Origin of the sequence: Mycobacterium kansasii ATCC 12478 (assembly GCF_000157895.3) — a bacterium.
Lineage (GTDB): Bacteria > Actinomycetota > Actinomycetes > Mycobacteriales > Mycobacteriaceae > Mycobacterium > Mycobacterium kansasii.
Map to the genome: position 1 here is coordinate 2953637 of NC_022663.1, position 12438 is coordinate 2966074.

Genomic DNA, 12438 nt, shown 5'->3' on the forward strand with positions numbered 1-12438 from the left:
AACCCAACTTTCGGGTTATCACTCTGGCCGCACATACCCCTATCCTGTCGAGATGAGCGCGGATCCGCGGGTGGCGACGGCCGTCGCGGTGGGTCACCCCCGCCGGGCAGTGATCGACCGGGCGTGGCGCGCAATCGGTCCCGGTGTCGAGGTGCTCAGCAGCGATGACGGCGGCCCGTTGAGCCGCACCGTCAAACGCATCATCGATCCGCTGGTGCTGCGGTTGCGCTCTAATCCCCAGTATTCGGCCCCGGTCGTCGACCCCGGCACGGCCACGGCAATGAGCGACCTGATCGTCGGTTGCGGTCCCGAATTACGGTGCACGGCAGCATGGTTCGAGGTACTCAAACTAGAGCGGCGCCGGCTGCGGATTCGCAGCGGAAATGCCCAGGAGCTGTACTTCCCGGTCTGTTTCGAGCTGGCGGTGACGAAAGGACCACCCGCACCGGACGATCGTGAGACCGCGGCCGCAGTGCTGCACCAGGTGCATCGGGGCCGGGACCGCACCGCCATCGAGGTGCTCAACGAATACGTGTCGAACCCCACGGTGGTCGCGGCCCTGACTGCGCAACTCGACCGCAGCTGGCGGGACATACGCGCCGGCGACATCGTGGTCGAGCCGTTCCTGGCCGGGTTGGGCACCGTGCTGGGTGCCGCCACCGGTCACAGCGCAGCCGCCGCCCGCCAGCGCGTCTGGTGGGCCCTGATCTCCGATGCCACCCCGTACAACCTGGGCGCGCTGGCCCGCGTCGACGATGCTCAGCTGCCGTGGTCGATCGTGACGTTGGGACTGAGTTCCGTTGCACCGCAACGAAGCCCACAGGTCATCGGCGGCTCGGACAGCGACCGCCCACTGGACCGGACGGTGGTGGATCGGGTACGTGCCACACTGCGACGTGCCCTGGATCGCGACGCGCTGCCCGATGTGCCGCTGTTGTGCGCCGAGGAGGTGGACCGGGCCTGTGCCCCGTGGGGACTGCTGGCCGAGGACAAGCAGGCAACGCTGGTGGCCGGCATCGAGGTCGCGGTCGAGCTCGCGCCCCTGGACCGGTCGACGACCAACCGCTACGCACTGGCCGCGCAGATCCAGTCCAGGTTGCGTAAGGAGGCGTATGTCCTGCACGCCCGGCGCTACCTCGCCGAAGGCGGACCGATCCACCCGCGGCAGCGTCAGGTGGTCGACGACCTTGCCGCCTACCCGCAGCCCTACCTGAGCCGGCTGTGGGCCCGGTTGCACGGACGTGACGTTTGGCAGGAGCCCTGCGATGACGTCGACGACGTGCGGTCCCTGCTGGAAGGCGTCGCCCGGTCGGTCAGCCTCGACCACCGGCAACGGATCAAGTCAATGCTGGAACTGCAGGTGGCGGGATGAGATTGGTCGCCGAATCCGGCTTGTGGACGACGGGCCCGGCTCAGCGGGCGGCACCGCTCACCGCGGTGCTGGAAGTCAGTGGCGCGGTGTTGTCGTGGACCATCGACGACCCGCCCGACGACACCGCGACCCACATCGCCTTCACCGACGTGTCGCGCGCCGACTGGCTGTGGCGGGTGGTCGGCGAGACCGGTCATGTAGCACTGGCATCGGCGCTGACCACGCATCCGGACGGTGACCTCGAGCTCACCGGTGTCGACGTGGTGTCGGGGTCGACGACCCCGCTGCGCAGGCTGGCGTTGGGCCACTGGCTGCGGCGCTGGTGGCCCGCCAGTCAGCGCGACGGCATCGCCGGACTGGACCGGGCGCTGCTCGACGCCGAGGTGGCGTTGCTGACGGCGGGCGCGCAGGTTTTCTTCACCGACGACACTTTGGATTCGGACGTGGCTGCGCTGCTGGCACCGCACCCAGCCACGTTGCTTTCCCACCTGCGCACCGACGATCGACGTGTCCTCGAACTGGTGGGCGCCGCCGCCCGGCTCGCCGACGTGGCGGGCATCGACGGCAGTGACTGGGCGGAACTGTCTGCGGCAGTTGATGATTCGGCAGTCATCGCGACGCTTCCGAGCGGCCGCCGCGACGACTACGCGCTGGCTGCCGGCACCGATGCGGCTCCGCGGGGTGCGGCGTCGATCGGCCGGGGCGTGGCGTCGATCAACTGGGGTGCGGTGCCGCCCGGAATCTTCGATGCGGCCGAGGACACCGTCGACTGGAGTGTCGAGCCGGCGGGTCCGGGCGTTGTCGCGGTGATACGCGCGGCCGTCGTCGGGCCGGATGCGCCCACCGGCGTCCCGGTACGGGTGCACTCCGGGGAGGTCAGCGGCGCCGGGGCCCTAGACGCCGGCGGCCGGGCCACCCTCGAGCTCGCCGATGCGCACCAGCACGCGATGGCGGAAGCTGCTGCCTGGAACCATGATTGGCCGCAGACATCGGTGGTGATCGGCGCCGACATCGAAGAGTCGCGACACACTCGCGATCGGGTCCGCCACTGGGTGCGGGCGCGGTTGGACCGACCGCCGGCCAACGCCTTCCTCGCCGAAATTCTGGCCAGCGAGTCAGCGTATTGAGCCGACTGTGAATCTCACGACGCGCTTCCACCGGCGCGCGTCGCGTCGCCAGATTCACTGTCGCCGGGCCCGGCCGCGTCCCTATGCTGAGCGAGTGCCAAGAACTTATCGGGTCGTGCAATGGACCACCGGGAATGTCGGCAAGAGCGCGCTGCGGGCGATCGCCGCGAACCCGGCCCTGGAACTGGCGGGGTGTTATGCCTGGTCCCCCGACAAGGTCGGACGTGACGCCGGCGAACTGTGCGGCATCGACCCGCTGGGTGTGGCCGCCACCAACGACGTCGACGCACTGCTGGGCCTCGAGCCGGACTGCGTGGTCTACAACCCGATGTGGAAGAACGTCGACGAACTGGTGCGCATCCTGTCTGCCGGCGTCAATGTGGTGACCACCGCGGCCTTTATCACCGGGCACAACCTGGGCGCAGACCGCGACCGTATTCTGGACGCGTGCCGGCGGGGCCGCTCGACGATCTTCGGCTCCGGCGTCAGCCCCGGCTTTGCCGAGCTGTTGGCCATCGTGTCCGCGATGGTCTGCGACCGCATCGACAAGATCACCGTCAACGAGGCCGCGGACACCACGTTCTACGACTCCCCCGCAACGGAAAAGCCGGTCGGCTTCGGCCAGCCGATCGACCACCCGGACTTGCCCGCGATGACCGCGCACGGGACGGCCGTCTTCGGCGAAGCGGTCCGGTTGGTCGCCGACGCGCTGGGGGTCGAACTCGACGACGTGCGCTGCGTGGCCGAGTACGCCCAAACCACGGCCGACCTTGATCTCGGATCGTGGACCATCCCGGCGGGATGCGTCGCGGGTGTCCACGCCAGCTGGCAGGGCGTGCTGGACGGCACCACGGTCGTCGAGCTCAATGTCCGCTGGCGCAAGGGACAAACCCTCGAGCCCGACTGGAAGATCGACCAGGACGGCTGGGTCATCCAGGTCGACGGGCAACCGACCGTCACCACCAAGATCGGCTTCCTGCCGCCGCCCTACTTCCAGGCCGAGACGATCGCCGACTTCATGGTGCTCGGCCACATCATGACGGCGATGCCCGTGGTCAACGCGATCCCGGCCGTCGTCGCCGCGGCGCCCGGCATCGCCACTTACAACGACCTTCTCCTGACACTGCCCCGCGGGGGCGTGCCGCGCAGCAAATAGCAAATAGCGCGATCCGGCTCCCCGGCACCGGCCACGATCGTAGAGTTCTGGGCGGAAAGGGTCTCGGGGATGAACTTTTCGGTGCTGCCACCGGAGGTCAATTCGGCGCGCATGTTCGCCGGCGCGGGTTCGGGCCCGACGCTGACCGCAGCAGCGGCCTGGGGCCGGCTTGCCGACGAATTAGCCACAGCGGCAAGCTCGTTCAACTCGGCCACCGCCACCCTGGCCGGTCAATCCTGGCTCGGCCGCGCAGCAACGGCCATGGCCGCCGGGGCCGCCCCGTACACAAGCTGGCTCACCCTGGCCGCGGCCCACGCTCAGCGCGCGGCCGAGCAGGCGCGCGAAGCGGTCGCCGGCTACGAAGCCGCGCGCGCAGCCACCGTGCATCCGGTGCTGGTCGCGACTAACCGCGGCCAGCTGGTGTCGCTGGCGCTGTCCAACCTGTTCGGGCAGAACACCCCCGCGATCGCGGCCGCCGAAGCCAACTACGAGCAGATGTGGGCCCAGGATGTCACGGCCATGTCGGGCTATCACGCACAGGTTTCCGCGGCGGCCGCGCAGCTGGCCCACCAGGCGCTGCCGCAGATCAACTTCGGCATCGGCAACCTCGGCAACCTCAACATCGGCAACGGCAACATCGGCAACGGCAACGCCGGCAGCGGCAACACCGGCAATGCCAACGGAGGCAGCGGCAACACCGGTGACGGCAACCTCGGCAGCGGCAACGTCGGCAACACCAACCTGGGCAGCGGAAACGGAAGCGTGCTTCTGGGAATCAAGTCCAGTTTCAACGTGGGCGGCGGGAACCTCGGCGATTTCAACGTCGGCTTCGGAAACGCCGGGCCGTCGAGCACCGCAGGCAACGGCAATGTCGGCAACGGGAACCTCGGCAGCCACAACCTCGGCAGCGGCAACACGGGCAACGACAACGTCGGCTCGGGCAACAACGGCAACGCCAATGTGGGCTACGGCAATACCGGCGAGGCCAACTGGGGACTGGGCAATAGCGGCAGCAACAACGTCGGCTTCGGCAACACCGGAAACGGGAACATCGGCATCGGGCTCACCGGCAGCAACCAGATCGGTATCGGCGGCCTGAATTCCGGCAGCGGCAACATCGGATTCGGCAATTCCGGCAGCAACAACGTCGGCTTCTTCAACTCGGGCAGCGGCAATTTCGGTATCGGCAACTCGGGTGACACCAGCACCGGGCTCGCCAACTCGGGCCTCCTCGACACCGGTATCGGGAACTCCGGCTTCAGGAACACCGGTATCGGAAACTCGGGCGCCGGCCCGCTTGCCGGGTCCAACACCGGCTTCGGAAACACCGGGGAACACAACACGGGATTCGCCAACGCCGGCGACTTCAACGCGGGCTCGTTCAACGGCGGCAATCACAGCACGGGCAGCTTCAATTCCGGTTTCCTCAACACGGGATGCTTCAACTCCGGCAACGTCAATACGGGTTACGCCAACGCGGGGGGCCAGAACACCGGCCTGTTCAACTCCGGCGGCTACAACACCGGTGTGGGCAGTACGGTCGACCAGCCGGTGCTGAACTCAGGTTTCGGCAACAGCGGAATCGGCAACTCGGGCTTCTTCAACACCGGCGCCGACAGCTCGGGCATCGGGAATTCGCCGGTCACCTTCAACACTGGCTTCTTCAACTGGGGCGACCGGAATACCGGCCTGTGGAATTCGGGCTTCGGCAACACGGGCTTGTTCAACTCAGGTTCGGCCGGGGTGAACTCGGGCATGTTCAACTCGGGCAGCGGCGGGTTCAACTCGGGTTTCTTCAATTCCGGTGCCGCCGGCGGCAACTCGGGGCTGAACAATTCGGGCGGCACCAGCTCGGGTGGCTTCAACAGCGACCCGGGAACGTCGGGCTTCTTCCGCTGACGGATCCTGCCGGAAAGGGGTCTTGGGGATGAACTTTTCGATGTTGCCCCCGGAACTCAATTCGGCGCGGATCTTTGCCGGTGCGGGGACGGCTCCGATGCTGAGCGCAGCGGCGGCCTGGGACCGGCTGGCCAATGAATTGTCCGCAGCGGCAAGCTCATTCGGATCAGTAACCGCCGAACTGGCCGGTCAATCCTGGCACGGCCCTGCGGCCGCGGCGATGGCCGCGGCGGCAACGCCGTACACGGCCTGGCTCACTACGGCCGCGACGGCGGCAGCGGAGGCGGCCGGTCGAGGCCGGATTGCCGCCGCCGGCTATGAAGCCGCACGGGCGGCAACCGTCCATCCGATGCTGGTCGCTGCCAACCGCAGCCGGCTGGTGTCGCTGGTGTGGTCCAACGTGTTCGGGCAAAACGCGCCGGCGATCGCGGCCATCGAAGCCTGCTACGAGCAGATGTGGGCTCAGGATGCGGCAGCGATGTCGGGCTATCACGCGCTGGCTTCGGCCGTAGCCGCGCAGTTGCCACAGATCAACCTCGGCCTCGGCAACATCGGCTCGCTCAACATGGGCAGCGGCAACACGGGTGACTTCAACCTGGGCAGCGGCAATATCGGCAACACCAACCTCGGCAGCGGCAACTTCGGCAACACCAACCTGGGCAGCGGCAACTTCGGCAACTCCAACCTCGGCAGCGGCAACGGCAACTTCCTCGACGCCGTGCAGGCCAACTTCAACGTGGGTAGCGGGAACAACGGCAGTTACAACGTCGGGTTCGGCAATTCGGGCGCGGGAAGCAGCGCGGGTAACGCCAACGTCGGCAACGGAAACCTGGGCAGTCAGAACTTCGGCAACGGCAACAACGGCAGCCAAAACGTGGGGTCCGGCAACAACGGCAACGTCAACACCGGCTACGGCAACACCGGCGACCGCAACTGGGGACTGGGCAACAGCGGCAACAACAACATCGGCTTCGGCAACACCGGCAACGGGAACATCGGCATCGGGCTCACCGGCGACGACCAGCGCGGCATCAACCTTACCGGCTGGCTGAATTCGGGCAGTGGCAACATCGGGTTGTTCAACTCGGGCACCGGCAACATCGGGTTCTTCAACTCCGGCAGCGGAAACGTCGGCATCGCCAACTCCGGGCTCAGCAACTACGGCATCGCGAATTCGGGCCAGGTCGACACGGGGCTGTGGAACTCCGGAGACACCAACACCGGCATCGCGAACTCGGGTTCCGGCGCATTCGGCGGGGTCAACACCGGTTTCGGAAACGGCGGCTACCACAACACCGGCTTCGCGAACGGGGGCTCCTTCAACGCCGGCAGCTTCAACTCCGGCAACCACAACACCGGCGGCTTCAACTCGGGCTTCATCAACACCGGCTACTTCAATTCGGGCCCGTTGAACACGGGCCTGGCCAACTCCGGCGGCATCAACACCGGCCTGTTCAACGCGGGCGAGCTGAACACCGGGCTGGGCAGCTCGGCGGACCAGCCCGGGCCCAGCTCGGGCTTCGGCAATTCGGGCGCCGGCAGCTCGGGGTTCTTCAACGACGGCGTAAACAGCTCCGGCATAGGCAATGTCAGCGGCCTGGGCCTGGACTCCGGCTTCTGGAATCGCGGTGGCGGCGGCCGTGCCACCGGGTTCTTCAACGCGGGCGCGGGCTTTGGTGTCACCGGCTTCTTCAACTCGGGCAGCGGCGCGTTGAGCTCCGGTTTTTTCAATTCCGGTGACACCGGCAGCAACTCGGGCTTGCATAACACCGGTGGCAACAGCTCGGGTGGCTTCAACACCGGCACCGGGCAGTCGGGTTTCTTCCGCTGACGGTGCGGGCGGAAGGGAACACGGACAATGAGTTTCTCGATGTTGGCGCCGGAGGTCAATTCGGCACGGATCTTCGCCGGTGCGGGGACTGGCCCGATGCTGGCCGCAGCGGCGGCCTGGGACCGGCTGGCCAGTGAATTAGACACGGCGGCACGCTCTTTCGGCTCCGTTATCGGCACGTTGGCCGGTCAATCCTGGCTCGGATCAGCAGCAGCAGCCATGTCCGCGGCCGCCGTGCCGTACGCAGATTGGCTCAGCGCGTCGGCGGCTCACGCCCAGCGGGCAGCCGAACAAGCCCTAGCGACGGCCGCCGGCTACGAAGCCGCCCGGTCTGCGTCGGTACCCCCAACGCTGGTGGCTGCCAACCGAACCCGACTGGTGTCGCTGGTGCTTACCAACCTGTTCGGGCAACACGCCCCGGCTATCGCGGCCACCGAAGCCCACTACGAGCGGATGTGGGCTCAGGATGTCGCGGCCATGGCCGACTACCGTGCCGGGGCGGCGGCCGTCGCCGCGCAGTTGGGCATCGGCAACATCGGCAGCCACAATCTCGGCAGCGGCAACATCGGCAACCACAATCTCGGCAGCGGCAACATCGGCAACGCAAACGTGGGCAGCGGCAACACCGGCAACGCCAACCTTGGCAGCGGCAACTTCGGCAACGCAAACGTGGGCAGCGGGAACGGAAACCACGTCCTGGGGGTTAGTTCGAACTTCAACGTGGGCAGCGGCAACTTCGGCGACCACAACGTGGGTTTTGGAAACGCCGGGCTTGCAGGTGCCGGCGGCAACGGCAACGTCGGCAACGGGCTCACCGGCACCAACCAGATCGGTGTCGGCGGGCTGAACTCGGGCGCCGGCAACGTCGGCTTCGGCAACTCCGGCAGCGGCAACGTCGGCTTCTTCAATTCGGGCAGCGGCAACTTCGGGATCGCCAATTCCGGTGACACCAACACCGGGCTCTTCAACTCCGGCCAGCTCGGAACCGGCATCAGCAATTCGGGAGAAAGAAACACCGGGATCGGCAACTCGAGCGTCGGCGCCGGGGTCAACACCGGCTTCGGCAACACCGGACAACACAACACGGGATTTGCCAATGCGGGTGAGTTCAACGCGGGCAGCTTCAACTCCGGCAACCACAACACGGGTCACTTCAACTCGGGCGTGCTCAACACCGGCGACTTCAACGCCGGATTCATCAACACCGGCCTCGGCAACTCCGGTGACTCCAACACCGGCCTGTTCAACGCGGGCAGCTTCAACAGCGGCATCGGAAGTGCTGTCAACCAATCGGTGTCGAACTCGGGCTTCGGCAACACCGGGACCGGCAACTCGGGCTTCTTCAACTCGGGCACGGCCCAATCGGGAATCGGCAACTCCGGCACCAACTTCAACACGGGTTTCTTCAACTCGGGCGGGCTCAACTCCGGATTCGCCAACTTCGGCGGCAACAACACCGGGGCATTCAACTCGGGCAGCGGTTGGTCCAACTCGGGCCTGTTCAACTCCGGAGACGGCGGCCGGAACTCAGGCTGGGTGAATTCCGGTGACGGCGGCCAGAATTCGGGCCTGCATAACACGGGAGACACCAGTTCGGGCGGCTTCAACACCGGGTCCGGGCAGTCGGGTTTCTTCCGCTGACGGGTCACGTCCAGGATCCAGGCCGCCAGCCCTGCCTGATGCCCGCCAACGCCGCCGTCTGCAGCGGAGGTTTCACCCTCGCCCATTACCGGGTATGCGGGGACAATGAGTGCAGAGGACAAGCTGAAGAACAAAATCGAGGACTTGGGTGGGCGCGCCAAAGAGGCGATCGGCAAGGCCACCGGCAACAAGGACACCAGGGAGGAAGGCCGGGTCGACCAGGCGAAGGCCAGCCTCAAAGATGCGGGCGAGAAGGTCAAGGACGCCTTCCGGAAATAGGCGGTCTTCGACCTGCGGGCCGTACGGGAAACCCAACGGAACCAAACGAAAAGAGAGGGACCGCGATGGGTCATCGCTGGCTAGCGGAAAAATTGGTCCGGGCGCGGCGGCTGGGAGTCGGCGCCGCCGCCGCGGTCGGCGCGTGTGCCGCGTTGAATCCGGCAGCCCAGCTCCCGGCAGCGTCTGCTGAGCCATGCCCCGACGTCGAGGTGTTGTTCGCCCGCGGCACCGGCGAACCGCCGGGCATCGGCAGCATCGGAGCGTCTTTCGTCGAGGCGCTGCGCCCGCAGATCGGTTCCAGGTCACTTGAGGTCTATGCGATCAACTATGCGGCCAGCACCGACTTTTCCAGCAGTGATTTCCCGCTAACGGTCATCGACGGGGTTCGCGACGCCAGTGCGCACATCGAATCCATGGCGGCCAACTGTCCCGGCACCCGGGAGATCCTGGGCGGATACTCCCAGGGCGCGGCCGTGGCCGGCTACGTCACCTCCGCTGCCGTGCCGCCCGGCGTCCCCGCGGCCGCGGTGCCCGCGCCGATGCCGGCCGAGATCGCCAATCACGTTGCCGCGGTTACTCTTTTCGGAACACCGTCGGATCAATTCCTGGCTCGGTACGGTGCTCCGCCGATCACCATCGGGCCGCTGTATCGGCCCAAGACCATCGAGTTGTGCGCCAACGGCGACGCCGTTTGCGGCGGCGGCAACGATCCGGTGGCGCACGTCTCATATGCGATGAACGGCATGACAACTCAGGGCGCGGATTTCGCGGCGCGTCACCTCTAGAAAAAACTAGGCCCGCCCCGGCCGCACGTCGGTCCGCCCAACGTGCAGAATCGCACCATGCATGTTCTGGTAACCGGAGGTACGGGGTTCGTCGGCGGCTGGACCGCCAAGGCCATTGCCGATGCCGGACATTCGGTCCGCTTCCTGGCCCGAAATCCGGCGAAGCTGCAGACAACAGTCGCCAAATTGGGTGTCGACGTATCGGACTTCGTGGTCGCAGACATCAAGGACCGCGACTCGGTACGTGAGGCGCTGACCGGATGCGACGCCGTCGTACACAGTGCCGCGCTGGTTGCCACCGATCCGCGCCAGACCCCGCAGATGCTGAGCACCAACATGGAGGGCGCCCGCAACGTCCTCGGGCAGGCCGTCCAACTGGGGCTGGATCCCATCGTGCACGTATCCAGTTTCACGGCGCTCTTTCATCCCGACTTGGAGACGCTGACCGCCGACCTGCCCGTCGTCGGTGGCACCGACGGCTACGGGACCTCCAAGGCGCAGGTCGAAATCTATGCGCGCGGCCTCCAGGACGCCGGCGCGCCGGTGAACATCACCTATCCGGGCATGGTTCTCGGGCCGCCCGTCGGGGACCAATTCGGTGAGGCCGGCGAAGGAGTCAAAGCGGCGCTGCAGATGCACACCATCCCCGGCCGGCGAGCGGCGTGGTTGGTGATCGACGTCCGCGATGTGGCCGCGGTGCATGCCGCACTGCTGGAGCCGGGGCGTGGGCCCCGTCGCTACATGGTGGGCGGACACCGGATTCCGGTGGCGGAGTTGGCCGAGATGCTCGGCCAGGTAGCCGAGACTCCGATGGTGAGCGTCCCGGTTCCCGACACCGTGTTGCGCGTCGCGGGGACACTGCTGGACCTGGCCGGTCCGTACCTGCCGTTCGACAACCCGTTCACCGCCGCCGGGATGCAGTACTACACCCAGATGCCGGAGTCCGACGACTCACCCTCCGAGCACGAACTCGGCATCACCTATCGGGATCCGCGCACGACATTGGCCGATACGGTCGCCGCCCTGCGGGCCTGAGCCGGTGGCATCGATCACTCGAGCCTGCCGGCCGGTCCACGACGCTGGCGGCGATCTCGACGCGAATCAACCTGTCAACCGCCAGGGGGCTCTGTGTCGTCCCCCTCCGGCGGCGGGGCGGGCGAATTCTTCAGCCACGTGCGTAGCCGGAGAAGTTCGTTGATCACGATGCCGAGGCCTACCAGCGCCAGCACCGTCACCACAATCGCGGTGGTCACGTACTCCATGGTGACAGGCGGACCCCCGGCATGCGCGCGTCCCGTAGCCGAACAGCACCCGTAGCGGGATCACCCCGGCTAAGGTCGGCCACACAGGCGCCCACAACCAGCCCACGAACAAAGGGGTGCGCGGTGTCGATCAGCGGCCGATACCCACGTCTGCGGGAGAAACTCCGCCGGGCTGTTCTCGAGGCCCCGGCCGACACGGATCCGGCCCTTCGGCGGGCCGCCTACCACGGCGATGACCTGCCCGAGCCGTTGACGGCGTATATGGGCAAGCTGCGCCGGCATGCCTACCGCGTGCTGGACGGCGACATCGAGCGGATGCGCGGGGCAGGCTATTCCGAGGAGCAGATATTCGAGGTGACCATCGCCGCGTCGCTCGGCGCGGGTGACAGCCGCCTGCACGCGGGTATGTCCGCCCTCAACGAGGCGTTGCGGTGAGGCTGCAGAGCGTCGCGCGTGGCCGGTTCGCCACCCGCCTGGCGTTCGCGGCGTTACGGGCCGCGACCGGCCGCGACGTACCCGACATCATCAAGGTGCGCCATTACCGTCCGCGGTTCTTCGGCAAGCCGTTCTTCGCACTGGCTCAGGCGCTGCTGCGGGGCCCGTCGCCGTGGACCGTCGGGGAGCGCGAGCTGTTCGCGGCCTTTGTCTCGGAGCAAAACCGTTGCCAATTCTGCGCCATCACCCACGAGGCGGTCGCTTCAGCTGTCCTCGATCCCGCTACAACCGTTGCGGTGCTGAGGAATTGGCGTACCGCCGCGGTCGACGACCGGGTGCGGGCGACCCTGGGCCTGCTGGAAAAGCTAACCCGCACACCCGATGAAGTCCGATCGTCGGATGTGCGCGCGGTCCTCGATGCCGGGGTAAGTCCCGAGGCCATCCGCGACGCGATCGAGATCTGCGCGTTGTTCAACACGATCAATCGGGTGGCCGACGGTCTCGACTTCGCGCTACCGACAGCCTCCGGTCGTGTTTTCAACGCTCGCGTTCTGCTAAGGGTGGGCTACCGCTGAGCCAACTCGCTGTTCTTGCTTCACCGCTGCCACGGCAAGGCTGGCGAGTCTGCGCGAATACAGTTGGGGTGCAGGT

General features: G+C 66.9%; 12 protein-coding genes. 11 read left to right on the top strand and 1 reads right to left on the bottom strand.

The window, feature by feature from the left end; translation table 11 throughout:
• The first annotated feature begins 52 nt into the window (after window positions 1–52).
• From MKAN_RS12860 to MKAN_RS12900, 9 genes are all read left to right on the top strand, one after another.
• Window positions 53–1372 carry a hypothetical protein gene (locus MKAN_RS12860; RefSeq protein ID WP_023368731.1) on the top strand — a complete coding sequence of 440 codons (1320 nt, stop codon included), beginning with the start codon at window positions 53–55 and terminating at the stop codon, window positions 1370–1372.
• Window positions 1369–2499: a hypothetical protein gene (locus tag MKAN_RS12865; RefSeq protein ID WP_023368732.1), complete on the top strand. Its 1131-nt coding sequence runs from the start codon at window positions 1369–1371 to the stop codon at window positions 2497–2499. Before MKAN_RS12860 ends, MKAN_RS12865 begins: the two co-directional genes overlap by 4 nt.
• A gap of 94 nt (window positions 2500–2593) precedes the next feature.
• The gene (locus tag MKAN_RS12870) at window positions 2594–3655 is read left to right on the top strand and encodes an NAD(P)H-dependent amine dehydrogenase family protein (protein ID WP_036394414.1); all 1062 of its coding nucleotides are present in this window, start codon (window positions 2594–2596) and stop codon (window positions 3653–3655) included.
• 69 nt (window positions 3656–3724) lie between these two features.
• Complete coding sequence (locus MKAN_RS12875) at window positions 3725–5554, top strand: PPE family protein (protein WP_023368734.1); 1830 nt, start codon at window positions 3725–3727, stop codon at window positions 5552–5554.
• A gap of 28 nt (window positions 5555–5582) precedes the next feature.
• Window positions 5583–7385, top strand: coding sequence for a PPE family protein (locus MKAN_RS12880; RefSeq protein WP_023368735.1), 1803 nt, complete (start codon window positions 5583–5585; stop codon window positions 7383–7385).
• A 27-nt stretch (window positions 7386–7412) separates the two neighbouring features.
• Window positions 7413–9026, top strand: a complete 1614-nt coding sequence (locus MKAN_RS12885; RefSeq protein WP_023368736.1) for a PPE family protein — start codon at window positions 7413–7415, stop codon at window positions 9024–9026.
• Between the two features lie 105 nt (window positions 9027–9131).
• Complete coding sequence (locus MKAN_RS12890) at window positions 9132–9305, top strand: CsbD family protein (protein ID WP_023368737.1); 174 nt, start codon at window positions 9132–9134, stop codon at window positions 9303–9305.
• A 65-nt stretch (window positions 9306–9370) separates the two neighbouring features.
• Window positions 9371–10090 carry a cutinase family protein gene (locus MKAN_RS12895; protein WP_023368738.1) on the top strand — a complete coding sequence of 240 codons (720 nt, stop codon included), beginning with the start codon at window positions 9371–9373 and terminating at the stop codon, window positions 10088–10090.
• Between the two features lie 57 nt (window positions 10091–10147).
• Window positions 10148–11125: an SDR family NAD(P)-dependent oxidoreductase gene (locus MKAN_RS12900; RefSeq protein WP_036394411.1), complete on the top strand. Its 978-nt coding sequence runs from the start codon at window positions 10148–10150 to the stop codon at window positions 11123–11125.
• 74 nt (window positions 11126–11199) lie between these two features.
• On the opposite strand, the gene MKAN_RS31135 is transcribed toward MKAN_RS12900, so the two are convergent.
• Window positions 11200–11343 carry a hypothetical protein gene (locus MKAN_RS31135; protein ID WP_165800753.1) on the bottom strand — a complete coding sequence of 48 codons (144 nt, stop codon included), beginning with the start codon at window positions 11341–11343 and terminating at the stop codon, window positions 11200–11202.
• 132 nt (window positions 11344–11475) lie between these two features.
• Here MKAN_RS31135 and MKAN_RS12905 point away from each other — a divergent pair, with 132 nt between their 5' ends.
• Together MKAN_RS12905 and MKAN_RS12910 are read left to right on the top strand one after the other, a co-directional pair.
• Window positions 11476–11787: a hypothetical protein gene (locus MKAN_RS12905; RefSeq protein WP_023368741.1), complete on the top strand. Its 312-nt coding sequence runs from the start codon at window positions 11476–11478 to the stop codon at window positions 11785–11787.
• Window positions 11784–12362, top strand: coding sequence for a peroxidase-related enzyme (locus MKAN_RS12910; RefSeq protein ID WP_023368742.1), 579 nt, complete (start codon window positions 11784–11786; stop codon window positions 12360–12362). Before MKAN_RS12905 ends, MKAN_RS12910 begins: the two co-directional genes overlap by 4 nt.
• Window positions 12363–12438: the final 76 nt, after the last annotated feature.

Bases quoted from the DNA above. Each gene is read 5' to 3' on its own strand.
- MKAN_RS12860 (WP_023368731.1), top strand. From the start codon at position 53: ATGAGCGCGGATCCGCGGGTGGCGACGGCCGTCGCGGTGGGTCACCCC.
- MKAN_RS12865 (WP_023368732.1), top strand. From the start codon at position 1,369: ATGAGATTGGTCGCCGAATCCGGCTTGTGGACGACGGGCCCGGCTCAG.
- MKAN_RS12875 (WP_023368734.1), top strand. From the start codon at position 3,725: ATGAACTTTTCGGTGCTGCCACCGGAGGTCAATTCGGCGCGCATGTTC.
- MKAN_RS12880 (WP_023368735.1), top strand. From the start codon at position 5,583: ATGAACTTTTCGATGTTGCCCCCGGAACTCAATTCGGCGCGGATCTTT.
- MKAN_RS12885 (WP_023368736.1), top strand. From the start codon at position 7,413: ATGAGTTTCTCGATGTTGGCGCCGGAGGTCAATTCGGCACGGATCTTC.
- MKAN_RS12890 (WP_023368737.1), top strand. From the start codon at position 9,132: ATGAGTGCAGAGGACAAGCTGAAGAACAAAATCGAGGACTTGGGTGGG.
- MKAN_RS12895 (WP_023368738.1), top strand. From the start codon at position 9,371: ATGGGTCATCGCTGGCTAGCGGAAAAATTGGTCCGGGCGCGGCGGCTG.
- MKAN_RS12900 (WP_036394411.1), top strand. From the start codon at position 10,148: ATGCATGTTCTGGTAACCGGAGGTACGGGGTTCGTCGGCGGCTGGACC.